Genomic DNA, 23,124 nt, shown 5'->3' on the forward strand with positions numbered 1-23,124 from the left:
CGATTACTTGATGACTATCAAGTAGAGGCCGATAGCGGCCAATGCTGCACTCTCCCATCCCGCTCCCCGGGTCATCTGCTGCAGCAGTTGCGGGTTGGCCGTGAGCAGGGCGCCGCCAAGGGCGATGAACCCCAGCAGGCGGGTTGGCCAGCGACGGCGCTCGGGAAGGGGCTTCGGGGGGTGCTGTATTTGGCGGTTGCGCTCTTGCAGCAGGTTAAACACCAGTTGGGGGACATGGGGCGCCTGCTCCATCCACTCCGGTGCCTGCTCGCGCAGGGCCTTGAGCACACCGCGAGGGCCGATGCGCTGCTTCATCCAGCGCTCAAGGTAGGGGTAAGCGGTTTGCCAGAGGTCGAGCTGGGGGTACAGCTGGCGTCCCAACCCCTCGATATTGAGCAGGGTTTTTTCCAGCAGGACCAGCTGCGGCTGCACCTCCATATCGAAACGGCGCGCGGTCTGGAACAGTTTGAGCAGCAGCTGCCCAAAGGAGATCTCATCCAGTGGCTTGGCAAAAATGGGTTCGCAAACGCCGCGAATCGCGGCCTCCAGCTCGTTGACCCGGGTATCGGCCGGTACCCAGCCGGAGTCGATGTGGAGCTGGGCGACACGGCGATAATCCTGCTTGAAAAAGGCGAGCAGGTTGCGCGCCAGGTAGCTCTGGTCGTCGGGGTTCAGTGAGCCAACAATGCCGAAGTCGAGGGCGATGTAGCGCGGGTTTTTGGGGTCGGCGATATCGACAAAAATATTGCCCGGGTGCATGTCGGCGTGGAAAAAGGCATCGCGGAATACCTGGGTGAAAAAGATTTCCACTCCGTATTCCGCGAGGGTTTTCATGTCGATCCCCAGCTCTTTCAGGCGCGCTATATCGCCGATGGGAACGCCGTAGATACGCTCAAGTGTGAGTACTCGCTGACCGCAGTAGGACCAGTGCACCTCGGGGACGTAGAGTTGGTGGGAGCCCTCAAAGTTACGGCGCAGGGCTGAGGCGTTGGCGGCCTCGCGCTGCATATCGAGCTCGTCCATGATGGTGTGCTCGTAGTCGGAGACCACCTCCACCGGGCGCAGGCGACGGCCGTCGGCGGAGAGGCGGCTGATCAGTTGGGCGATCAGGTAGAGCAGCTTGAGGTCCTTTCGGATCACCCGCTCGATGTCGGGGCGTACCACCTTGACCACCACCTCCTCTCCGCTGTGGAGTCGGGCACTGTGCACCTGGGCGACCGAGGCCGAGGCCAGCTCCTCAACGTCAAAGCGGGCAAACAGCTGGCTGATGGGCTGTCCGAGATCCTGCTCGATGATGCGCTGGGCCTGCTCGGTGCAGAAGGGGGGGACCCGGTCCTGCAGTTTTACCAGCTCCTCGGCGATATCATCGGCCAGCAGGTCGCGGCGGGTGGAAAGCAGTTGGCCAAACTTGACGAAGATCGGCCCCAGCTCCTCGAGTGCGAGGCGAAGGCGCTCGCCGCGGCTGCGCTGACTGTTGCTAAAGCGCCAGGGGGAGAGTGCACGCAGCAGTCGCAGGTACCAGGGGAGCTGGATACCCTCCAGCAGGTCGTCGAGGCGATAACGGCCAATAACCCAGAGAATGCGAATCAGGCGACGCAGTTGTTGCACGGTTAATCCTGTGTGGTGTCGGTGGGGAAAAGACGATCCTGCAGCTGCTTTATGCGGGCTTCAAGGCGATCGAGGTCGAGTCGGGTCTGCTGCAGCTCATCGGTAAAGCTCTCCACCTCATTGGCCGAGGGGAGCTGCGACAGCTCCTCCTGCAGGTAATCGGTGAGACTCTGTTGCAGGCTTTGCTGACTACTGGCCAGCCAGCGGCCAGCGCTGTCGAGGCCTCGGCTGATGCTGTGAGCGGCGACATCGCCGAGGACCTCGGCGATCAGCGCCTCGAGGTCGAACTCGTAGCCGAGGGCGATCTGCTGCAGTTCGATGATAAGCCCGGCATCCCCTTCAATGCAGAAGTCGGGATCGTGCAGGCTGTGAGCCGCATCGTCGCTGGCCAGTAGCCTTAGCAGCGCCGCGCTGCTGGCGTGCAGTGCTGCCTGGGGAGGCGATTCATCGTAGCCCAACAGGCGTACCCCGGCGCTATCGGGGTGAATAAAGCAGTCGAGCTCCAGGTCGGAAACGCGAACCTGTAGCACCTGCCCCTGCAAGCGAGCCAGTTTGGCCTGGGTCGGTGGATCGCGCGTCAGCAGGGCGTTAAGGGCCCCCTCCGCGCTGGCCAGCACCGCCATGGTGATCGTTGGATCGATCATCGAGGACGCCCGGGCTCAGGGCTTGATGCCGCGGTGCAGGGCAACGATGCCCCCGGTCATGTTGTGGTAGCTGGTGCGCTCGAAGCCTGCGCTGCGCATCATCCCCTCGAGGGTCTCCTGGTCGGGGTGCATGCGGATCGACTCGGCCAGGTAGCGATAGCTGTCGGCATCGTCGGCGACCACCTTACCGATCACCGGCAGCAGGTTGAACGAATAGGTATCGTAGATCTTGCTGAGCAGGGGGTGAGTGGTCTTGGAGAATTCGAGCACCAGCAGGCGGCCGCCCGGCTTGAGAACCCGCTGCATGGAGCGCAGGGCGGCGTCCTTGTCGGTCACGTTACGCAGGCCGAAGGCGATGGTGACCACGTCAAAACTGTTGTCGGGGAAGGGCAGGCACTCGGCATTGGCCTGAACGTACTCTACGTTACCGGCAACCCCGCGATCCATCAGGCGGTCGCGGCCGACCTTCAGCATGGACTCGTTGATGTCCGCCAGTACCACCCGCCCTTTCTCGCCCACTAGGCGGGAAAACTTGATCGTCAGGTCGCCGGTCCCGCCGGCGATATCCAGTACGCTGTTGCCTGCCCGAACGCCGCTCACCTCAATGGTAAAGCGCTTCCACAGACGGTGGACACCACCGGAGAGGAAGTCGTTCATGATGTCGTATTTCTGGGCAACCGAGTGAAACACCTCGGCAACGCGCTTCTCTTTATCGGCGGTGGCAACGGTCTCGTAACCGAAGTGGGTGGTAGCGGTACTGCTCTCAGACATGGCGTGGTTCCATACCGGTAGGAATAGACGAACCGGCTATTCTAGCGGTGTCGGGGAGTGTTGTCTCCTGCGGGGCGGCGGCTTAGCCGATTATTTTGACTACGCTCAAGTCCGGGTCTCGTGTGGCTCCGGCCTGCTCCAGTCGCTCCAGGTACTGCTGCCAGTACTCCTGCTGGTGCTCACCCAGGTCCCGCAGGTAGTTCCAGTCGTAGAGGCCGGAGTCGTGACCGTCATCAAACACCAGCTTGAGGGCGTAGTTTCCCACCGGGATCAGCTCCTTGAGGTTGACGTTCAACTTGCCGGTTTGCAGCACCTCCTGCCCCTTGCCATGACCGCGTACCTCCGCCGAGGGGGAGTAAACCCGCAGGTATTCGCAGCTCAGTTGAAAGCGGCTGCCATCGTCATAGGCGAGTTCCAGGGTGCGGGATTTGCGGTGCAGTTTGATATCGACGGGAAGGTTGGCGGGGCGGGTCATCTCGAGTCTCGTTGAGTGGTTGCAGGGCAGTGTTCTGCCCTGCAGTGTAGCGCGGTGGGGTTAGAGGATATAGCGGCTCAGGTCTTCGTCCTGCGCCAGCTCACCCAGGGCCTGATCGACGTAGTTGGCGTTAATGGTGATCAGCTCGCCGGCGCTGCCGAGGTCGGCGGCGCTGAAAGAGACCTCCTCCAGCAACCGTTCCATTACGGTGTGCAGGCGACGGGCACCGATGTTTTCGGTGGTCTCGTTGACCCGCCAGGCCATCTCTGCGATTCGGTTGATGCCATCTTCGGTGAAGCTCAGCGGCACCCCTTCGGTCTGCATCAGTGCCTGGTACTGCTCGGTCAGGGAGAAGTCGGGCTCGGTGAGGATGCGTTCAAAGTCGTCGGTGGAGAGGGCGTTCAGCTCGACCCGGATGGGCAGTCGCCCCTGCAGCTCGGGGATCAGGTCGGAGGGCTTGGCCAGGTGGAAGGCGCCCGAGGCGATGAAGAGGATATGGTCTGTCTTGATCATCCCGAACTTGGTGTTGACGGTGCAGCCCTCGATCAGTGGCAGCAGGTCGCGTTGCACCCCTTCGCGGGAGACGTCAGCGCTGGCTCCGCTGGAGCGTTTGGCTACCTTGTCGATCTCGTCGATAAAGACAATGCCGTTCTGCTCCACCGCCTCCAGTGCGCGTCCCTTGAGCTCCTCTTCGTTGATCAGTTTGGCGGCCTCCTCATCCTGCACCTGCTTGAGGGCGTCCCTGATCTTGAGTTTGCGGGTTTTACTGCGCCCCTTGTTGAGGTTGGAGAACATATTCTGCAGCTGGGAGGTCATCTCCTCCATGCCGGGAGGCGCCATGATCTCGACCCCAGCAGGACTATCGCTCAATTCCAGCTCGACCTCCTTCTCATCCAGCTCCCCCTCGCGCAGCTTCTTGCGAAACAGCTGGCGGGTAGAGGAGTCGGCCGGTTTGCTGTTCTCATCGAAGTCACGGGCCGGTGGCAGCAGGGCGTCGAGGATGCGCTCCTCGGCGGCGTCCAGGGCGCGGTGCTGGACCCGCTGCATCTCCTCTTCGCGCATCATCTTGATGGCGGCGTCCATCAGGTCGCGTACGATCGATTCCACGTCGCGGCCGACGTAGCCCACCTCGGTGAACTTGGTGGCTTCAACCTTGATGAAGGGGGCTTTGGCGAGACGGGCCAGGCGGCGCGCGATTTCGGTTTTGCCTACCCCGGTGGGGCCGATCATAAGGATGTTCTTGGGGGTAATCTCGACACGCTGCTCGGGGCTGAGCTGCATGCGTCGCCAGCGGTTGCGCAGGGCGATCGCCACGGCACGCTTGGCTTCCGATTGGCCGATGATGTGCTTGTCCAGCTCGTGGACGATTTCACGGGGGGTCATATTGGACATAGTAATTTCCGCTCGGCGTTATTCGCAGTCGAGCACCTCAATGGTGCGGTTGTGATTGGTGTAGATGCAGATGTCAGCGGCGATCTCCAGCCCCTTCTCGACGATGTCGCGTGCTTCCAGCTCGGTGTTGTGGAGCAGGGCGCGGGCTGCAGACTGGGCAAAGGGGCCGCCGGAGCCGATGGCGATCAGGCTCTCCTCTGGCTCGATCACATCCCCGTTGCCGGTAATGATCAGGGAGGCCTTGGCATCAGCCACGGCGAGCAGCGCCTCCAGCCGGCGCAGGGCGCGATCGGTACGCCACTCCTTGGCCAGCTCGACGGCGGCTCGCACCAGCTGCCCCTGGTGCTTCTCCAGTTGGGCCTCGAAGCGCTCGAAGAGGGTGAACGCGTCGGCCGTGCCGCCAGCAAAACCGGCGATCACCTGGTTGTTGTAGAGACGTCGAACTTTGCGGGCGTTGCCCTTCATCACGGTGTTGCCCAGCGATACCTGGCCGTCGCCACCAATAACGACTTTGCCGTTACGGCGAACCGACAGGATCGTAGTGCCTCGGTACTGTTCCACAATTCACTCCTCGAAGGGTCGGCGGCCGACACCCCCGGGGAGAGTTTGCGGGGCGGGCCTGGGTTAGGCGAATATCATCCCAATATGGGGGGCGCTCGCCAAACTTCAAGCCTTGGCGGGCTACTTAAGCTGCAGGGGGAGGGGGTTGATGTTAAGGGCAATCAGGGTCTTGCGTGCCTGGTTGAGGCGCTCGGTATCCTGGAAGGGGCCGACCTGCACCCGGTACCAGGTTTCGTTACCGCGGATGGTCACCTTCTGGGTTTTGACATCCAGCCCCTCCAGGGTGAGTTGGGCGCGAAGACGGTCGGCATCCCCCAGGCTGCGGAAAGAGCCGGCCTGCAGCAGGTAGATCCCGGGCTTGGCCGGGTTGGTGGCGGTGGCGGGACGCGAGGCCGGTGGGGGCGTTGGGCTGGTTTCCGGTACCATCACCTCGCTTTCCGGCAGCAGGGTATAGAAGTCAAACACCGCCCGGGGACGATCCTCGGTGTGGGTGCTGGCGTCGGTCGCCTCGGTCAGCTCCCGGACGTCGACCGCATTGGGTGCCAGCTTCATCAAAAAAGCGATGAAAAGGCCGGTGACAATACCGGTAAACATCCATACCCAGCCGGGCACGTTGGAGCGAGGGCCGGTTTTCTGGGGGGCAGGCTTACGGCTGGCGCCACCCTGTGTTTTGCTGTGTCGGCTCATGGAGGGGGGGAGGGTTCCGCTTGGAAGGCAATCTGGGGGCTCATTATCGCCATTGTTGGCCAGCCAGTACAAGGGCGCCGTTGGGCGCGCCTGAGGGGCGGGTAGGGGATTGTACTATTGTTATACAGCCCCCTTTTGGGTAGTATCCGCGCCTATGAAATCTGTATTCGCCCGCACCACTTCAGCTGCTGACTTTAACCTCCGGGTTGAGGGTTCTGCTGTGGGTGCTGCGGTGGTGACAATGGGGCGACGACGCTCCAGCTTGTCCCTATTCCGTTAGGCCGGTCGGCGCAGATCTACTCCAAACCCGATCAGTGCTACTGGTCGGGTTTTTTTATTTGGCTTGCCGCTCTAGCCCTCCACTTCTGCTCAACGTTAAGGATGTTACATGAATATTCGCCAGTTTCTTGATGCCAAGGTTGCCCATGCTCTCCACATGGCCGGTGCCCCCGAGGGCAGTGCCGGTATGGTCCGCCCCAGCGCTCGAGCCAACTTTGGCGATTACCAGGCCAACGGCGTGATGGCGGTGGCCAAAAGCCAGGGGCTTAACCCCCGTGAACTGGCCCTCAAGGTGCAGAGGCTGCTGGAGGCGGAGCTGGGCGATGTGGTGGAGAAGTTTGAGGTGGCCGGCCCCGGCTTTATCAATATCTTCCTTAACCCCCAGTGGGTGGCCGGGCAGCTGGAACAGGCCTATGGCAGCGAGCGTGCCGGCGTCAGCCAGGCGCAACCGCCGCAGACCGTGGTGGTGGACCTGTCTGCCCCCAATGTGGCCAAAGAGATGCACGTGGGACATCTGCGCTCCACCGTGATCGGTGACGCCGTCTCCCGTACCCTGGAGTTTCTCGGCCATAAGGTGATCCGGGCTAACCATATCGGGGACTGGGGAACCCAGTTCGGTATGTTGATTGCTCACCTCGAGGAGCTGCAGAAGGAAAATCCGGCCATCATGGAAGCGGAGTTGGGGGACCTCGAACAGTTTTACCGCGAGTCCAAGACCCACTACGATGAAAATCCCGATTTTGCCGAGCGTGCCCGTGGCTATGTGGTCAAGCTGCAGGGGGGGGATCCCTGGTGCCTGCAGATGTGGCGCAAGCTGGTGGATGTGACCATGGTGCAGAACCAGCGCACCTACGATCGGCTCAACGTCAAGATTCGTCCCGAAGACACCATGGGCGAGAGCATGTACAACGATATGCTGCCCGCCATCGTGGCAGACCTGAAAACCAAGGGGCTGGCGGTCGAGGATGAGGGAGCCCTGGTGGTCTACCTTGATGAGTTCAAGGGCAAGGATGGTGAGCCGATGGGGGTGATCGTGCAGAAGCGTGATGGCGGCTTCCTCTACACCACCACTGACATCGCCTGTGCCAAGTACCGTTACGAAACCCTGGGTGCCGATCGCGTGCTCTACTACATCGATGCGCGCCAGGCGCAGCACCTTCAGCACGCCTGGACCATCGTTCGCAAGGCCGGCTATGTGCCCGACACGGTGCCGCTGGAGCACCATGCCTTTGGCGTGATGCTGGGCAAGGATGGCAAACCCTTCAAAACCCGCAGCGGTGGCACCGTTAAACTGTCGGACCTGCTGGACGAAGCATTGAGCCGGGCCACCGCCCTGATTGCCAGCAAGAGCCCCGATATGGACGCGGCGCAGCAGGCCGAGGTGGCCAATGCGGTGGCCATCGGTGCGGTCAAGTACGCCGACCTCTCCAAGAACCGGACCACCGACTACGTTTTCGACTGGGACAACATGCTCTCCTTCGAGGGCAACACCGCCCCCTACCTGCAGTACGCCGTGACCCGTATTCGCTCTATCTTCCGCAAGGCGGGGGTCGAGGTGACCGGGCTCCAGGGAGCGCTGGTGATTAATGAAGCGGAGGAGCGCGCCCTGGCCACCAAGCTGGTGCAGTTCAATGAGGTGGTCGACAACCTGGCCCGTGAGGGTTGCCCCCACCTGTTGTGCACCTATCTGTACGAGCTGGCCGGCGCCTTTATGACCTTCTACGAAGCCTGCCCGGTCAACAAGGATGGGGTCGATGTCGCCGTGCGTGATAGTCGTCTCAAGCTCTGTGCGCTGGTGGCTCGCGAGCTGGAGTTGGGGCTGGGGCTGCTGGGTATCGACACCGTCGAGCAGATGTAATCCCCGCCGGCGGGGTAGCTACTGCCCATTGGCCCCTGTGACCCGCTGCAGGTAGTGGCGCAGCTGTGCGCGCCACCCGATCTGCCCTGTTTTTTTGTTCGGCCCGGGCCTGCGGCTCGGGCGAACCGGCTCGCCGCCCCCCCCCTTGTCATTGAGTCAGCGACGCTTGCAGAAAGGCCAGTTGGACGCTATTGGGGCCCTGGCTGAAGGGCGCCCATAAGCTGCCCGGTACCATCAAAGGGCGGGGCGGCGCATTACCTACAGCATCTCCTGGGGGTCCACATCCACCGACCAGCGAACCTTGCGGCCGAGAGGGTGTGCCTCCATTACCGGCACCAGCACCTGCAGTAGCTGGTGGAGGTCGCGGCGGGAGTGGCTCTGCAGCAGCAGTTGGCTGCGGTAGCGCCCCTGCCGGCGCTCCATGGGCGCGGCGATGGGGCCCAGCAGGCTGACTTTGAGCCCTGCCGTCTGCACCTGTGCCTCTCCCGCCTGGCGGGTATCGGCCAGTAGCTGCTGGCTTAGCGCCATGGCAGGTGCCTCCCCCCGAAGTAGCACCAGGTATTGGAAGGGGGGCAGTCCCAGTAGCTGTCGCTCCTGCAGCAGGGTACGGGCAAAGGGCTCGTAGCCCTGGTGGATCAGTTGCAGCAGAGCCGGGTGTTCAGGGTTGTGGGTCTGGATCGCCACCGAGCCCTGGCGGTCGGCGCGTCCGGCGCGTCCGGCCACCTGCAGCAATAGTTGGCCCATCCGCTCAAGGCCGCGAAAGTCAGTGCTGAACAGGCCGCCGTCGATATCGAGGATGGCAACCAGGGTGACGGCGGGAAAGTGGTGCCCTTTGGCCAGCATCTGGGTGCCCAGCAGTATCGCTGGCTCTCCCCGCTGGATCTGTTTGAGTAACTTGCCCATGGCATCCTTGCGGCGGGTACTGTCGCGGTCGATGCGCAGGATGGATCGCTTGGGAAAGCGTTGTTGCAGCTCCTCTTCGCTGCGCTCGGTTCCCTGGCCGACCGGATAGAGTTCCTCGCTCTGGCACTGGGGGCAGCGGAAGGGGACCGGCGCCTGGCTGTCGCAGTGATGGCAATGCAGGTGCGGAGGTGAGCGGTGCAGGGTCATGCGTGAGTCACAGAGCCGGCACTCTGCTACCCAGCCGCACTGGTGGCATAGCAGGGTAGGGGCGTATCCCCGTCGGTTGAGGAACAGCAGCACCTGGTTCCCCTGGGCCAGGTGCTGCTCCACCTGACCTTGCAGTGCCGGGGTCATGCCCGCCACCAGCGGCTGGCCGCGCAGGTCGATCAGCTCGTAGTGGGGGTGGCTGGCGGCGGCTCGCTGGGGCAGCAACAGCTGGCTGTAGCGCTGCTGCAGGGCGTTGTGGAGTGATTCCAGGCTGGGGGTGGCGGATCCCAGCACGATGGGGATGTTCTCCAGCTTGGCGCGGTAGATCGCCAGGTCGCGGGCGTTGTAGCGTAACCCCTCCTGCTGTTTATAGGAGGCGTCGTGCTCCTCATCCACAATGATGATGCCGGGACGCAGCAGCGGGGTAAACAGGCTGCTGCGGGTGCCGATCAGAATCCCGGCCCGGCCGCTGCGGGCATCGAGCCAGGCTTTGAGGCGCTCGCGGTCATTGAGGCCCGAGTGCATCGCCGCCGTGGGTACATTAAAGCGCTGGCGAAAACGTTGCAGGGTTTGCGGTGTGAGCCCGATCTCCGGCACCAGCACCAGCGCCTGCTTGCCCTGCAGCAGTACCTGTTCGATGCAGCGCAGGTAGACCTCGGTTTTGCCGCTGCCCGTTACCCCCTGCAGCAGGTGGCAGTGAAAGCGGTCAAGATCGCACTCGATGCGATCCAGTGCACCTTGCTGGTCGGCATTGAGGGGAAGGGGGGCTTCATGAAGCAGGGGGCTGGGCCAGTGCACCGGCTCCTCCCTCTGTTCGCACACCAGCAGCTGTTTTTCCCGCAGTGTCTTGAGAGTGGGGGTGGAGATCCCGAGGCTGGCGAGCAAAGGCTGGCTGACCCCCTTGGGGTGGCGGGCCAGCTCCTCCATGGCCTGCAACTGCCTGGGTGCCCGTTGTAACTGCTGGCGCAGCTTGTCATCCAGTGGTTGCAGGCAACGCCAGTGGGGCTCGGCCAGGCTGGTGGCGTGACCCTGGCGCAGCAGGGCAGGCAGCGCGACGCTGAGGGTATCTCCCAGACTGTGGTGGTAGTAGTCGGCACACCAGCGGCACAGCTCCAGCAGTGCGTCGGGGAGCAGAGGGGTGCTATCGATCAGCTCGATGGCGGTTTTCAGCTGTTCGGGGGCCAGCTCGCTGTTATCGGTTTGCTCGACCAGCAGGCCGATCAGGGTGCGATTGCCAAAGGGCACGCTGATGCGTACCCCCGGCACCAGTGTGGCCTGGGACCAGGACTCGGGAACTCGGTAGTCGAACAGGCGCCGCAGGGGGGAGGGAAGCGCCATACGCAGGATCCTTCCAGGGTGTTCGCTAGCGTGCATCGAGTGGGGGTGCCTTCATGGGTGGTTGGGCCGATTCGCTATGGTATCACCCTGCGCGGTAGGGGGAAGTTTTTAGGCGGGCTGGGCGGGCTTGCTTATTGATCAAAATCTGGTAGGATGCGCGATCTCAATTTTTGCCTCGCCGTTGGTGGAGCAAAACTTCGGATGCGGTGCCAGGCAACGGGCCTGGTGGCGGCATTCAGCTACTCTCAGAGGAATACACCATGAAGCCCGAAATTCATCCCGCTTACGAAGAGATCGAAGCGACCTGCAGCTGCGGTAATGTGATCAAAACCCGCTCTACCCTGTGCAAGCCCATTCACCTGGACGTTTGCTCAGCCTGCCACCCGTTCTATACCGGTAAGCAGAAGGTCCTCGACAGCGGCGGCCGTATCGAGCGCTTCAAGCAGCGCTTCGGTGCTCGCACTACCCGCAAGTAAGGGGTTCTCCCTGATGGGAGTCTGGAAAAAGGCGCTTGTTGCAAGCGCCTTTTTTATTGCCTGGAATTTGGCCCAGGCCCAGTCCTGTGGCCCCGAGGGGACGCTGGAACGCGTCGAGTGGCAACGGGTGTTCGATGGCGATACCTTGCTGCTGAGGGATGGTCGTCGCGTCAGGCTGGTGGGGGTCAACACGCCGGAGCTGGGGCGCGATGGGCGGTCGGACGGGGTGGGGGCGCGGGCGGCTAAAGCCTTTGTCGAACAGCGGTTGCGAGGGGGCGAACCCTTGCTGATCGAGCCGGCGGAGCAGCCTCGGGATCGCTATGGGCGACTGCTGGCGCGCGTGTATCTGGGGCAGGAGCGGCGCAGTCTGTCCGAGCTGCTGCTGGAGCAGGGGTTGGGGGTGCTGGTGGTCGTGCCTCCCAACGAGCGGGGATGGGGCTGCCTGGCCCAGGCGGAGGCGCGTGCCCGTGCACGCCGGTTAGGTGTGTGGAGGTCACTTCCCTCATCGCTTTCCGGCCTCACACACAGTGGTTTTTACCTGCTGGAGGGGCGGGTCACCGGAGTTAATGAGGGCGGTGACGCGCTGTGGGTGGCATTGGGCGAGCGGCTGGTGTTGCGGTTCTCCCGTCACGACCTTGCGCGCTTTCCGGCCCTTGAACGGCGGCTGCTTAAGGGACAGCGGCTGGAGGTGCGAGGCTGGGTTATTGACCGCCAAGCGCGAGGGGGTAAACTGAAACCAGGCCATAGGCGCTGGATGCTGCCGGTACGCCATCCGGCGATGGTACGCTTTATTGATTAATGGTTGAGGCTAGGGAGAGGTCAGGTGTTAGCGAGCTTGCGCAGGGGGTCCGGAAGCGGTGGTCTGCTGGGTCCGGTAATAATGCTGTTGCTACTGGCCAGTCTGCAGGGGTGTGCGCGTAACCCGGCAACGGGGAATCATGATTTTGTGCTGATCTCCGAGGCGGACGAGATCAGCATGGGGCGCCAATACAGCCAGGATATTCGCAAGCAGTACCCCTTCTACGAGGACCAGAGACTGCAGCAGTATGTGCAGTCGGTGGGGCGCAAGGTGGCAGCCAATAGCCATCGCAGCGAACTCGAATATCAGTTCACCGTGATCGACACCCCCGATATCAACGCCTTCGCGCTGCCCGGAGGCTTCATCTATATTCACCGCGGGCTGATGGCCTACCTCAACTCCGAGGCGGAGCTGGCGGCGGTGCTGGCCCACGAGGTAGGGCACGTGACCGCGCGCCACAGCGTGCAGCAGCAAAGCATGGCGATGGCGGGCAATGTGCTCAGCCAGGTGGTGGCCGTCTACGCCGGCGGTGCGGTGGGAGACCTGAGTAATATCGCCAGTACGGCGCTGGTGCGGGGCTACGGTCGTGATCATGAGCTGGAGGCCGATGGTTTCGGTGCCCAGTACCTCGCCAACGCCGGCTATGACCCCCAGGCCATGATTGAAGTGATAGAGGTACTGAAAAACCAGGAAACCTTTGCTCGCTTGCGGGCCAAGGAGAGTGGTCAGGAGGTGGTTGGCTATCACGGTCTTTTTTCAACCCATCCCGCCAATGATGAGCGCCTGCAGGGCGTAGTGGGTCAGGTGCCCGCAGTGGTCAATGGGCGGGTGGGACGCGAGGCGTACCTGAAGGCGATAGAGGGGATGGCCTTTGGCAACAGCGCTTCCCAGGGGATTGTGGACGGACGTTACTTCCTGCATAAGCCGATGAACCTGAAAGTCAGCTTTCCCGAGGGGTGGAAGTTGCAAAACCAGCCCCAGCAACTGGTCGCGATTGCACCCGATGAGCAGGCCTTTTTACTGCTGCAGCTGGGAGAGATCAAGGATGGCTATACCCCAGCGGAATACTTGCGCGAACGCATTGGCCGAAGTGAATTCAGGGCGGGAGAGGAGATATCGGGTAAAGGCTATCGTGGCTACAGTGCGGTGGTTGACCCCAGGGGTAAGCCGCTTCACCGTATCGCGGTTATCTACTATCAAGGCAAGGTGTTCGAGCTGATCGGGTCGGTCAAAAACGAGCGTGAGTTTGATGCTTTTGATGAAAAGATGCGCGCGGCAATCACCAGCTTTCAGTCCCTGCCCAAGGCGGACTATGACAAGGCGGACGGGTTGCATATCAAGGCTGTGCGCGCAAGGAAGGGGGATCGATTTGCCCTGCTGGCTCGCCGTAGCCCGCTATCCCGCTACGGAGAGGAGCAGCTTCGGCTCATTAACGATCGGTACCCGGAGGGGGAGCCGGCGCCCGGGCAGTGGCTCAAGCTAATCTATTGATCAGGGTGATGTTCACTATAAGGCCCGTCCGCTTGTGAGGGGAATCGGTTTTCTATATCCTTTGGCTCCCCATAATTCACTAGATCGGGACATACGCCATGTCTGAGGATATGAAACAAGCGGCACTTGATTATCATGCCAACCCCAAGCCGGGCAAGATCAGCGTAGAACTGACTACCCCTGCCGGATCTCAGCGCGACCTGTCGCTGGCCTACAGCCCAGGTGTGGCTGAGCCAGTGCGGGAGATCGCCAAAGACCCCGAAAACGCCTACAAATACACCGCCAAGGGTAACCTGGTAGCGGTCATCAGTAACGGTAGCGCGATTCTTGGTTTGGGCAACCTGGGCTCTCTGGCCAGCAAGCCTGTAATGGAGGGTAAAGCCCTGCTGTTCAAGAAGTTCGCCGGCATCGATTCCATCGATATCGAGGTGGATACCCAGGATCCCCAGGAGATCATTGATACCGTGAAGCTGATCGCCAACACCTTTGGAGGCATCAACCTCGAGGATATCAAGGCTCCCGAGTGTTTTGAGGTTGAACGGGTGCTGATTGAGCAGTGCGATATCCCGGTATTCCACGATGACCAGCACGGTACTGCCATTGTAACGGCGGCCGGCATGCTGAATGCGCTGGAGATTGCGGGTAAAACCATCGACCAGGCCAAAATGGTGGTGTTGGGTGCCGGTGCGGCCGCAATCGCCTGTACCAAGCTGCTGGTCAGCTGCGGTATGAAGCCTGAGCATATCTACATGCTCGATCGCAAAGGGGTGATTCATTCCGGGCGTGACGACCTTAATGAGTATAAGGCTGAGTTTGCCATCGAAACCGACAAGCGCACCCTGGATGATGCCATTGACGGTGCCGATGTGTTCCTGGGTTTGTCCGGTCCTGACCTGCTGTCGGGTGACCAGCTGGCTAAAATGGCAAAGGATCCCATCGTCTTTGCCTGCTCGAACCCGGATCCCGAGATCAAGCCCGAGTTGGCGCTGGCCACCCGTAGCGATGTCATCATGGCGACCGGTCGTTCCGACTATCCCAACCAGGTGAACAACGTGCTGGGCTTCCCCTTCATTTTCCGCGGTGCGCTGGATGTACGCGCCTCAGCGATCAATGAGGAGATGAAAGTGGCAGCGGCTTATGCCATCAAGGATCTCGCCAAGGAGCCGGCCACCGATGAGGTGCTGAAGGCTTACGGTGTGGACAGCCTGGTGTTTGGGCGTGATTACATCATTCCCAAGCCGATGGATTCCCGACTGCTGGGAGCGGTATCGGGTGCGGTTGCCAAGGCGGCCGTGGATAGCGGTGTTGCCCGCTTACCCTACCCAAGCAACTATCCGCTGAACTCGATGGACGACATCTGAGGATAGCCGGATAAAAAAACGCCCCGTTCATCGGGGCGTTTTTTTTTGCTCGCTAGGCGGGCGTACTAGAACAGCTCTTGTGGAAGCGTGCCGGGGCTCTCCTCCAGCTCCAGGCGAGGGGCAGGGGTAGCGCTGGCGACCGGTGCGAATTCGCGCCGGAACACTTCAAAGATCGCGCCGGGGCTGCCGCTGGCTGCCGGTGTTCCATCCTCCGCATTGATGCGCATGGTGATAATGCCTTCGGGTTGCGCGAGGGGCTGTTCGGGGGTCTCTTTCAGGGCCTGCGTCATGTAGTCGACCCAGATCGGCAGGGCGGCTGTGCCCCCATACTCCCGTCGGCCAAGAGTCACCGGCTGGTCGAAGCCGACCCACACGGTGGTGTGTACCTCGGGGTTGAAGCCGGAAAACCAGGCATCTTTCTGATCGTTGGTGGTGCCGGTCTTGCCGCCGATATCCTTGCGCCCCAGTGCGCGGGCGCGACGCCCTGTGCCCGACTGTATGACGTCGCGCAGCATGGTGGTCATGATGTAGTTAACCCGCTCATCCATAATGCGCTGTGCCGGGATTGGCGTGATGGAAGCCTGTTCGATTTCCATGCTTGCCGCCTCGCTGGCGAGGGGGGTGGCGGTATCCAACGGGGCTGGGGCAGCGAGGGCGCTGAGAGAGGCGGTTTCGGCTTCAGGGGTGCACTCGCTGCGGCAGACTCGGTGAGGCTGCATCTCGAATCGGGTCTCATCCAGCAGGTCAATGCGCTGGATAAAGTGGGGGATGACTCGGTACCCGCCATTGGCGATCGCCATGTAGCCGGCGGCCAGGTCGTAGGGGGGCATGGTGGCGCTCCCCAGGGCCAGCGAGAGGTCTTTAGGGAGGCGCTCAGGGTCAAACCCGAAGCGCTGCACATAGGCGCGCGCCTTGGCGATGCCGATCTCCTGCAGCAGGCGAATGGAGACCAGGTTGCGGGAGTTGTAGAGCGCTGTTCTCAACCGGGTAGGGCCGTAGAATCGACCGCTGTCGTTCTGTGGACGCCAGGTGTCTTCCAGGCTTTGATCCTCAAACACCACGGGGGCATCATTAATGATGGAGGCGGCGGTAAATCCGTTTTCCAGCGCAGCGCTATAGATGAAGGGCTTGATATTGGAGCCTACCTCTCGCTCCGCCTGAGTGGCCCGGTTGAATTTGCTGGAGTGGAAATTAAACCCTCCTACCAGGGCCAGGAGGGCGCCGTCGTCAGGACGGAAGGATACGAGAGCACCTTGCACCACGGGCTGTTGGGCAAGCCAGTAGCTGCCATCGGCTTGCCGCTCAACTCGAACCAGGTCTCCCCGAGTGACAACATCAGAGGCCTGTTCTGGCTTCTCTCCCAGTGTGTTGACGTCAATATAACGCCTGGCCCAGGCCAGTCCCTCCCAGGGGATGGTGGCTACTCCGTCCCGCAGCATCACTTCGGCTTGCTGCCCCTCGGTGCGGATCACCAGGGCCGGCAGCAGGGGGCCGACCGCCGGAGTGGCTTTCAGGCTGTCCAGGGCGGGCTCAAGGGCATTATCGTCCGTAAGGGGGAGCTGGCTTTCCGGGCCGCGGTAACCGTGGCGGCGGTCATATTCCATTAAGCCTTGTTGTGTGGCGCGGGTGGCGGCTTGCTGGAGGCTGCTGTCGATGGTTGTAATGACGCGGTAGCCGTCGGTGTAGATATCGCTGCCATAACGTTCGAGCAGATCGGCACGGACCATCTCGGCGATGTAAGGCGCATCGACCTCGTTTTGGAGTCCGTGATAGCTGGCAGTGACCGGCTCGGTGACGGCTGCATCGTGGGCGCTTTGGTCAATATGCCCCAGCTCCAGCATGCGCCCCAGGATCCAGTTACGCCGAATGATGGCGCGCTGGGGGTTGACGATCGGGTTGTAGCGCGATGGCGCTTTGGGCAGGCCGGCGATCATCGCCAGCTGGGCGAGTGAAAGCTGTTCTATGGGCTGGCCATAATAGACCTGTGCGGCGGCCTCGATGCCGTAGGCGCGATTGCCCAGATAGATCTTGTTGAGGTAGAGCTCCAGTATCTGCTCTTTGGTGAGTTCGCTTTCGATATCAAGCGCCAGAAGTATCTCGTTGAATTTTCTTGAAAAAACACGCTTATTGGAGAGGAAGAAGTTTTTCGCGACCTGCATGGTGATGGTGCTGCCGCCGCTCTGGATCTGGCCGCTCTGGATCAGTTGGGCGGCCGCACGCAACAGCCCCCTGATATCCACTCCGTGGTGCTCATAAAAGCGGTCATCCTCGGCGGACAAAACGGCTTGAATCATGGCGGAGGGTATTTGTTGAAAATGCAAAGGGGTGCGCCGTTTTTCACCGAACTCTGCTATAAGTTTAGAGTCGCTGGTGTAGATTCTCAGGGGAGTCTGCAGGCGAACGTCCTTCAGGCTCTCTACGGTAGGTAATCCGGGGCTCAGGTAGAGATAGGCGCTGGCAAAAATGAGCACCGAGCCACAGATTAAGAGAAAAGTCGCCCAGCACAGGAGTCGGGCAAGACGCAGAGTGCTTTTCATGAAATTCCAAACAAATTAAGGGGTTAGGGTGATGCAGGTGTCATCGGGTGTGTCTGGTGTTCATTATAAAGAGTTTTTTTTCATTTGATAGATTTGCGCTGTGACAGAGTCTGTTATTTAATGTAGAAATACACAAATCGTCCGTAAGTATCGGATGCTGATAGGAAATTGGCCGTGGTAAGTCTCTTTAAGAAGAAATCCAATACGGTGTTGGGGATCGATATCAGCTCGACGTCTGTCAAGCTGCTCGAGTTGAGTCGCAGTGGGGATCGCTATCGTGTCGAGTCCTACGGAGTCGAACCCCTGCCAGAAAACGCCGTAGTTGAGAAAAACATCAATGAGCTCGAGGTGGTGGGGGAGGTCGTGTCCCGAGTTGTGTCGAAGTCGCGTACCTCCTGCAGCAGTGCTGCGGTGGCCGTGGCCGGCTCAGCGGTAATCACCAAGACCATCGAGATGGATGGCGCTCTCAGCGAGCAGGAGCTGGAAAACCAGATTACCGTGGAGGCGGATCAGTATATCCCTTACCCGCTGGATGAGGTGGCAATCGACTTTGAAGTGCAAGGGACGGTTGAGCGGAACCCTGGCATGGTTGAGGTATTGCTCGCCGCCTGCCGAAAAGAAAATGTGGATATGCGTGAGGCCGCACTATCGTTGGGCTCGTTGAGTGCCAAGGTGGTCGATGTTGAAGCCTATGCCATTGAGCGCGCCTTTGAACTGATCAAGCCGCAGCTCGGCAAAACCGAGGATGAGCAGATCGTAGCGATCGTCGATATCGGCGCTACCATGACCACCCTCAGTGTGCTGTCCGATGGTAAAACCATTTACACCCGTGAGCAGCTGTTTGGCGGAAAACAGCTGACCGAGGAGATTCAGCGTCGTTACGCGATTTCCTTTGAAGAGGCGGGGATGAGTAAGAAGCAGGGGGGGGCAGGCCTTCCTGATGAGTACGAATCGGAAGTGCTCACTCCGTTCAAAGAAGCTGTGGTTCAGCAGGTCTCCCGATCGCTGCAGTTTTTCTTTGCTGCTAGCCAGTACAATGATGTGGACTATGTGATCCTGGCGGGAGGTACGGCCTCTTTGGTCGGCCTGGAACAGATGGTTCAGGATAAGATTGGTATTCATACGCTGGTGGCCAACCCTTTCGCGAATATGACCATCGCGAACAAGGTGAACGCCGCCGCACTGAGTAGTGATGCCCCCTCTTTGATGATCGCCTGTGGGTTGGCGATGAGGAGTTTTGACTGATGGCTCGTATTAACCTGCTGCCGTGGCGGGAAGAGCTGCGGGAAGAGAAGAAGAAGCAGTTTTTCATGACGTTGGCCGGTGTGGCCATCATCGCTGCGGGTGTTGTGTTTTTGGTCGGGCGTGAGGTCGAGGGGATGATTGATCACCAGATCGCCCGCAATGACTACATCACCAAAGAGATCAAGGTGCTGGATCAAAAAATCAAGGAGATCAGCGAGCTGCGCAAGAAGCGAGAGGAGCTGCTGGCACGGATGAAGGTGATTCAGGATCTTCAGGGTACCCGGCCGGTGATTGTGCGGGTGTTTGATGAGGTGGCTCGCTCGGTTCCCGATGGGGTGTTTTTCTCGTCGCTGACGCTCAGGGGGAATAACCTTGCGGTGCAGGGGGTGGCCGAGTCCAATAATCGGGTATCAAGCTTGATGCGTGACTTTGACCAGTCAGAGTGGTTCCAGAACCCCAATCTGCAGGCGGTTAACAAAACCAAGGCAGGCTCCGGAAGTGACTTTTCCATGACGGTGACCCAGGTCAACCCGAACCAGCCGGAGAGCGCTAAGAAAGGAGCTACAAAATGAGCTTCGCTGATTCCCTGCAAAAACTCAATGAGCTAGATATCAACGATCTGGACCTCGATAATATTGGTAGCTGGCCCGCCGCGATCAAGGCGATTGTCTGTGTGCTGCTTCTCTCGGGGCTGCTCTATGCGGGCTACGTTTTTTACGTACAGGACATGCTGGTCCAGCTGGAGCGAGTGGAGGCGGAAGAGGTAACGCTGAAGGAGCAGTTTACCAAAAAGGCTTTTCAGGCCGCCAACCTTGATGCCTACCGCGAACAGATGGTGGAGATGGAGAAGTCCTTTGGCGCCTTGGTAAAGCAGCTTCCAAGTGAGACCGAAGTGGCCGGACTGCTTGAGGATATCACCCATGCCGGTATGGGGAGCGGGTTGGTATTCAGTTCCATCAAGCTGGACAAGGAGCAGGCCAGGGGGTTCTACATTGAGCTACCGATTCAGATTCAGGTGCAGGGCAACTACCATGATCTTGGCAGCTTTGTCAGTGCGGTGGCGGCCCTCCCCCGGATTGTGACCCTGCATGACTTTTCGATTAAGCCGGCCGGTAAGGGGAATAACGAGATACTGCAGATGGGTATCACCGCCAAAACCTATCGTTACAACGAAAAGGGCAGTGGTGGGCAAGGTGCTAACAAACGTGCCAACAAGAAAAAGAAGTGAGTAGGAGCCAGTGATGATGCAAAACATGCGTAATACGGGTCTGGTTCTGCTGGTGTCGCTGCTGGCCGGTTGTCAGTCGGGGAATGAGTTTGCTGACCTGCAAGCCTTTATGGATGAGCAGCGGGCGAGGCCCAAGGGGCAGATACAGCCACTGCCAAAGTTTACCGCCTATGAAGCGTTCACCTACAGTGCTGCAGGGTTGCGTAGCCCTTTCCAGCCTCCGGTGGCTATTGCTGTCGATGACACGCTGGCGCCGCCTGAATCCACTATCAGGCCTGACCCGAATCGGGTAAAACAGTATCTGGAATCCTTCGATGTGGCGAGCTTTTCCATGGTGGGTAGCATGAGTAATGAGGCCGGTATGTGGGCGTTGCTCAGGGGCTCTGATGGAGTACACCGGGTGAAGGTAGGCGATTACCTCGGGCGTAATCACGGGCGTATCGTGTCGATTGATGAAAACGAAATTAAGCTGGTCGAGATTGTTCCAAGCGGAAAGGATGTGTGGGTTGAACGCCCGCGCACCATTGAGCTGCGGGAAGGATAGCGCTCGAGGGGGGTTGCATGAATAACTTACAATACAATGACAGCTGGTGGCTGAACATGAAGTCGAAACTATTTTCAAAGATTGCTCTCTCTGCTGCGACCTTATCGCTTGCACTGGTGGCACCTGTTTCTTTTGCTGCTGCAATAAAAAGCCTGGATGCGGCCTCACTGCCGGGGGAGAAAGTAGAGCTCGCGCTGGAGTTTGATGGTGAGGTGCCAACCCCTAAGGGTTACACCATTGAGCAGCCGGCGCGTATCTCCATCGACCTTCCTGGTGCGACCAGCGATTTGGGTAGCAAATACAACGAGATCGGGTTTGGTAATGCTCGCAGTGTCACTGTTATCGAAGCCAAGGATCGAACCCGGCTGGTTGTCAATCTCGATACGCCTTCCAACTACACCACTCGCACGGTTGGCAATCGCCTTTACATCCTGATTGGGGCAGAGGTCGCCGCGTCAAAAGGGCTGACAGCCGTCCCGTCGAGTGATGATGGCGCTGTTGCTGAGAAGCGCGTTGCAGCAAACTTGGACAGCATTACCAATATCGACTTCCAGCGCGGAGAAGGCGGTGAGGGGAACGTCATCGTTAGCCTTTCCAACGCCAATGTTGCTTTGGATATGAATGAGCGCGCAGGCCGGATTGAGCTGCGTTTTCCGGGTACTGAGCTGCCCAAAAACCTGCAAAACCGCCTGGATGTGATCGACTTTGCCACTCCGGTTAGCTTTATTGATGCCAGCTCGGAAAAAGATGGGGCGGTTATTATTGTAGAGCCTAAAGGGAGCTACGATTACCTCGCCTACCAGACCGATAACACCTTGACGGTGAGCGTTAAGCCCCTGAGTGTGGATGAGCTTGAGAAAATGCAAAAAGAGCGTTTCTCCTTTACAGGTGAGAAGCTGTCACTTAATTTCCAGGATATCGATGTACGCTCAGTCCTGCAGCTGATTGCTGACTTTACCGATCTCAATCTGGTGGCCAGTGATACGGTTGGCGGTAACATTACGCTGCGCCTGCAAAATGTTCCCTGGGATCAGGCGCTCGACCTGGTTCTTAAGGCCAAGGGCCTGGATAAACGCAAGGTGGGTAATGTGCTGATGGTTGCACCTGCCGAAGAGATTGCGGCTCGAGAGAAGCAGGAGCTGGAGAATTCCCAGCAGATCTCCGAGCTGGCTCCGACCTTTTCCGAGTTGATGGAGGTCAACTACGCGGATGCCAACGAAGTGGCAGCCATCCTCAAGGGGTCTGGTGATAGTGGAGTGCTCTCGGATCGTGGCTCCGTGCAGGTGGTACAGCGTACCAACAGCCTGTTGCTGAATGACACCCAGGCCAAGCTGGACGAGTTGCGCGACCTGGTTAAGCGGATTGATATTCCTGTTAAGCAGGTAATGATTGAGGCTCGTATTGTGAATGCGGAGACTCAGTTTGGTCTCAATCTCGGAGTTAAGTGGTCCGGTGGTAAGGTGGGCTCTACGAACTCCTCGGGCAAGAACACCGTAATTGGCGGTAGTGGCACCACGGCCACCTCTCCACCCAGTGCGGCTTCCCCCAATCCTGCTGACAACAGCTTCCTTGACCTGGGGGCGGCGGGTTTTGCTGATGGCCAGTCTGCAGCCGCTCTTGCAATTGGCTTTGCCACCAACAGCACCCTGATCAATCTTGAGTTGTCGGCTCTGGAAAGCTCTGGCAAGGGAGAGGTTATTTCCCAGCCGAAGGTCTTTACCGCGGACAAAACCACTGCCCGGATCGAGTCGGGTACTGAGATTCCCTACCAGGAAGCCAGTTCTAGTGGTGCTACCTCAACTTCATTCAAGAAGGCGGTGCTTTCCCTGGAGGTTACTCCGCAGATCACCCCGGACGGCAATATCATCATGGATATTGCGGTTAATAACGATTCGCCCGATGTGTCCAACTCCCCAGCCAATGGTGAGATTGCGATTCGGACCCAGAAGATCGAGACCCAGGTGCTGGTTGCTGATGGAACAACCATCGTGTTGGGTGGTATTTTCCAGAACAACAATACGACACAGGTGACTAAGGTGCCTTTCCTGGGTGATGTCCCCTATCTGGGTCAGCTGTTCCGCAGCACCAGTGATTCGGTGACCAAAAGTGAGCTGTTGGTATTCATCACTCCGAAAATCATCGATAATGGACTGACTTTGCGGTAGCCGAAAGCTATGACTCGATGACACAGCCCGTTATTTTTCTTGTAGGCCCGATGGGTGCTGGTAAAAGCACCATCGGGCGTTTGCTTTCCAAAGAACTCTCTATACCTTTTAAAGACTCGGATCATGAGATAGAAGCCCGCAGTGGGGCCGATATCCCTTGGATATTCGATGTCGAAGGCGAGGAGGGGTTTCGTAGGCGTGAATCTGCAGTTATACAGCAGCTGGTTGAGGCGGGCCCCCTGGTGATTGCGACCGGTGGTGGAGCAATTCTGCTGGAGGAAAACCGGCGGCTGATGGTTGGCTCTGGCACGGTTGTGTATCTGGAGACCTCCGTTGAGCAACAGTTGTCTCGAACGGCTCGGGATCGCAAGCGTCCTTTGCTTCAAACAGCGGACCCTCGTAAGACGCTGACCGACCTGATGGGGATAAGGGAGCCCCTGTATCAGCAGATAGCCGATATCACGGTGAGCACCGAAAATAGCAATCCGCGGATGGTCGTCCAGGAGATCGTTGACCAATTACGCGCCACGGTTCTTAAGAAGCCTGACTAAGGCA

At 59.6% G+C, this 23,124-nt stretch carries 20 protein-coding genes; 11 read left to right on the forward strand and 9 right to left on the reverse strand.

From position 1 onward, the window contains the following. Window positions 1–3: 3 nt before the first annotated feature. The 7 genes from ubiB to D0544_RS14980 form a co-directional block, all read right to left on the reverse strand. Window positions 4–1,608, reverse strand: coding sequence for a ubiquinone biosynthesis regulatory protein kinase UbiB (ubiB, locus tag D0544_RS14950; protein ID WP_125017535.1), 1,605 nt, complete (start codon window positions 1,606–1,608; stop codon window positions 4–6). Between the two features lie 2 nt (window positions 1,609–1,610). Beyond that, window positions 1,611–2,252, reverse strand: a complete 642-nt coding sequence (locus D0544_RS14955; protein WP_125017537.1) for a ubiquinone biosynthesis accessory factor UbiJ — start codon at window positions 2,250–2,252, stop codon at window positions 1,611–1,613. 15 nt (window positions 2,253–2,267) lie between these two features. Next, window positions 2,268–3,023 (reverse strand): bifunctional demethylmenaquinone methyltransferase/2-methoxy-6-polyprenyl-1,4-benzoquinol methylase UbiE, encoded by a 756-nt coding sequence (gene ubiE, locus D0544_RS14960; RefSeq protein WP_125017539.1) that lies wholly within the window; start codon window positions 3,021–3,023, stop codon window positions 2,268–2,270. Between the two features lie 82 nt (window positions 3,024–3,105). After that, the gene (locus tag D0544_RS14965; protein WP_125017541.1) at window positions 3,106–3,498 is read right to left on the reverse strand and encodes a gamma-butyrobetaine hydroxylase family protein; all 393 of its coding nucleotides are present in this window, start codon (window positions 3,496–3,498) and stop codon (window positions 3,106–3,108) included. 60 nt (window positions 3,499–3,558) lie between these two features. Then, window positions 3,559–4,890 carry an ATP-dependent protease ATPase subunit HslU gene (gene hslU, locus D0544_RS14970; protein WP_125017543.1) on the reverse strand — a complete coding sequence of 444 codons (1,332 nt, stop codon included), beginning with the start codon at window positions 4,888–4,890 and terminating at the stop codon, window positions 3,559–3,561. An 18-nt stretch (window positions 4,891–4,908) separates the two neighbouring features. Further along, a complete protein-coding gene (hslV, locus tag D0544_RS14975) occupies window positions 4,909–5,451 on the reverse strand; it encodes an ATP-dependent protease subunit HslV (protein ID WP_125017545.1) in 543 nt (180 codons plus the stop codon). A gap of 120 nt (window positions 5,452–5,571) precedes the next feature. Further along, window positions 5,572–6,138: an SPOR domain-containing protein gene (locus D0544_RS14980; protein ID WP_125017547.1), complete on the reverse strand. Its 567-nt coding sequence runs from the start codon at window positions 6,136–6,138 to the stop codon at window positions 5,572–5,574. Between the two features lie 388 nt (window positions 6,139–6,526). Here D0544_RS14980 and argS point away from each other — a divergent pair, with 388 nt between their 5' ends. Further along, window positions 6,527–8,275 carry an arginine--tRNA ligase gene (argS, locus tag D0544_RS14985; RefSeq protein ID WP_125017549.1) on the forward strand — a complete coding sequence of 583 codons (1,749 nt, stop codon included), beginning with the start codon at window positions 6,527–6,529 and terminating at the stop codon, window positions 8,273–8,275. 258 nt (window positions 8,276–8,533) lie between these two features. On the opposite strand, the gene D0544_RS14990 is transcribed toward argS, so the two are convergent. Continuing rightward, on the reverse strand, window positions 8,534–10,723 hold the full coding sequence (locus tag D0544_RS14990) for a primosomal protein N' (RefSeq protein WP_243647350.1): 2,190 nt from the start codon (window positions 10,721–10,723) through the stop codon (window positions 8,534–8,536). A 260-nt stretch (window positions 10,724–10,983) separates the two neighbouring features. On the opposite strand from D0544_RS14990, the gene rpmE reads away from it, so the two are divergent. The 4 genes from rpmE (at window position 10,984) to D0544_RS15010 (ending at window position 14,850) form a co-directional block, all read left to right on the forward strand. Then, a complete protein-coding gene (gene rpmE, locus D0544_RS14995) occupies window positions 10,984–11,199 on the forward strand; it encodes a 50S ribosomal protein L31 (RefSeq protein ID WP_125017553.1) in 216 nt (71 codons plus the stop codon). A gap of 13 nt (window positions 11,200–11,212) precedes the next feature. After that, window positions 11,213–11,998, forward strand: coding sequence for a thermonuclease family protein (locus tag D0544_RS15000; protein ID WP_125017555.1), 786 nt, complete (start codon window positions 11,213–11,215; stop codon window positions 11,996–11,998). 24 nt (window positions 11,999–12,022) lie between these two features. Then, the gene (locus D0544_RS15005; RefSeq protein ID WP_207905900.1) at window positions 12,023–13,489 is read left to right on the forward strand and encodes a M48 family metalloprotease; all 1,467 of its coding nucleotides are present in this window, start codon (window positions 12,023–12,025) and stop codon (window positions 13,487–13,489) included. A gap of 98 nt (window positions 13,490–13,587) precedes the next feature. Further along, the gene (locus D0544_RS15010; RefSeq protein ID WP_125017557.1) at window positions 13,588–14,850 is read left to right on the forward strand and encodes a malic enzyme-like NAD(P)-binding protein; all 1,263 of its coding nucleotides are present in this window, start codon (window positions 13,588–13,590) and stop codon (window positions 14,848–14,850) included. Window positions 14,851–14,915: 65 nt separating this feature from the next. On the opposite strand, the gene D0544_RS15015 is transcribed toward D0544_RS15010, so the two are convergent. Next, window positions 14,916–17,387, reverse strand: coding sequence for a penicillin-binding protein 1A (locus tag D0544_RS15015; RefSeq protein WP_125017559.1), 2,472 nt, complete (start codon window positions 17,385–17,387; stop codon window positions 14,916–14,918). A 174-nt stretch (window positions 17,388–17,561) separates the two neighbouring features. Between D0544_RS15015 and D0544_RS15020 the strand changes: the two genes are divergently transcribed. Genes D0544_RS15020 through aroK form a run of 6 tightly spaced genes read left to right on the forward strand, consistent with a single transcriptional unit; the run spans window position 17,562 to window position 23,120 of the window. After that, entirely contained in the window at window positions 17,562–18,632 is a 1,071-nt protein-coding gene (locus tag D0544_RS15020; RefSeq protein ID WP_125017561.1) for a pilus assembly protein PilM, read from the forward strand. Further along, on the forward strand, window positions 18,632–19,204 hold the full coding sequence (locus tag D0544_RS15025) for a PilN domain-containing protein (protein ID WP_125017563.1): 573 nt from the start codon (window positions 18,632–18,634) through the stop codon (window positions 19,202–19,204). The genes D0544_RS15020 and D0544_RS15025 overlap by 1 nt, the downstream gene beginning before the upstream one ends. Then, window positions 19,201–19,860, forward strand: a complete 660-nt coding sequence (locus tag D0544_RS15030) for a type IV pilus inner membrane component PilO (protein WP_125017565.1) — start codon at window positions 19,201–19,203, stop codon at window positions 19,858–19,860. The genes D0544_RS15025 and D0544_RS15030 overlap by 4 nt, the downstream gene beginning before the upstream one ends. A 13-nt stretch (window positions 19,861–19,873) precedes the next feature. Then, window positions 19,874–20,404, forward strand: coding sequence for a pilus assembly protein PilP (locus tag D0544_RS15035; protein ID WP_279387277.1), 531 nt, complete (start codon window positions 19,874–19,876; stop codon window positions 20,402–20,404). A 17-nt stretch (window positions 20,405–20,421) separates the two neighbouring features. After that, a complete protein-coding gene (locus D0544_RS15040; protein WP_243647351.1) occupies window positions 20,422–22,569 on the forward strand; it encodes a type IV pilus secretin PilQ in 2,148 nt (715 codons plus the stop codon). 17 nt (window positions 22,570–22,586) lie between these two features. Further along, window positions 22,587–23,120 (forward strand): shikimate kinase AroK, encoded by a 534-nt coding sequence (gene aroK / locus D0544_RS15045; protein WP_125017567.1) that lies wholly within the window; start codon window positions 22,587–22,589, stop codon window positions 23,118–23,120. Window positions 23,121–23,124: the final 4 nt, after the last annotated feature.

The organism is Aestuariirhabdus litorea (genome assembly GCF_003864255.1).
Taxonomy (GTDB): Bacteria; Pseudomonadota; Gammaproteobacteria; order Pseudomonadales; family Aestuariirhabdaceae; genus Aestuariirhabdus; species Aestuariirhabdus litorea.

Coding starts and splice junctions, on each gene's coding strand:
- ubiE (WP_125017539.1), bottom strand. CDS start 3,023: ATGTCTGAGAGCAGTACCGCTACCACCCACTTCGGTTACGAGACCGTT.
- hslU (WP_125017543.1), bottom strand. CDS start 4,890: ATGTCCAATATGACCCCCCGTGAAATCGTCCACGAGCTGGACAAGCAC.
- D0544_RS15000 (WP_125017555.1), top strand. CDS start 11,213: ATGGGAGTCTGGAAAAAGGCGCTTGTTGCAAGCGCCTTTTTTATTGCC.
- D0544_RS14990 (WP_243647350.1), bottom strand. CDS start 10,723: ATGGCGCTTCCCTCCCCCCTGCGGCGCCTGTTCGACTACCGAGTTCCC.
- rpmE (WP_125017553.1), top strand. CDS start 10,984: ATGAAGCCCGAAATTCATCCCGCTTACGAAGAGATCGAAGCGACCTGC.
- D0544_RS15035 (WP_279387277.1), top strand. CDS start 19,874: ATGATGCAAAACATGCGTAATACGGGTCTGGTTCTGCTGGTGTCGCTG.
- D0544_RS15010 (WP_125017557.1), top strand. CDS start 13,588: ATGTCTGAGGATATGAAACAAGCGGCACTTGATTATCATGCCAACCCC.
- aroK (WP_125017567.1), top strand. CDS start 22,587: ATGACACAGCCCGTTATTTTTCTTGTAGGCCCGATGGGTGCTGGTAAA.
- D0544_RS14980 (WP_125017547.1), bottom strand. CDS start 6,138: ATGAGCCGACACAGCAAAACACAGGGTGGCGCCAGCCGTAAGCCTGCC.
- D0544_RS15025 (WP_125017563.1), top strand. CDS start 18,632: ATGGCTCGTATTAACCTGCTGCCGTGGCGGGAAGAGCTGCGGGAAGAG.
- D0544_RS14955 (WP_125017537.1), bottom strand. CDS start 2,252: ATGATCGATCCAACGATCACCATGGCGGTGCTGGCCAGCGCGGAGGGG.
- D0544_RS15040 (WP_243647351.1), top strand. CDS start 20,422: ATGAATAACTTACAATACAATGACAGCTGGTGGCTGAACATGAAGTCG.
- argS (WP_125017549.1), top strand. CDS start 6,527: ATGAATATTCGCCAGTTTCTTGATGCCAAGGTTGCCCATGCTCTCCAC.
- D0544_RS14965 (WP_125017541.1), bottom strand. CDS start 3,498: ATGACCCGCCCCGCCAACCTTCCCGTCGATATCAAACTGCACCGCAAA.
- D0544_RS15015 (WP_125017559.1), bottom strand. CDS start 17,387: ATGAAAAGCACTCTGCGTCTTGCCCGACTCCTGTGCTGGGCGACTTTT.
- D0544_RS15030 (WP_125017565.1), top strand. CDS start 19,201: ATGAGCTTCGCTGATTCCCTGCAAAAACTCAATGAGCTAGATATCAAC.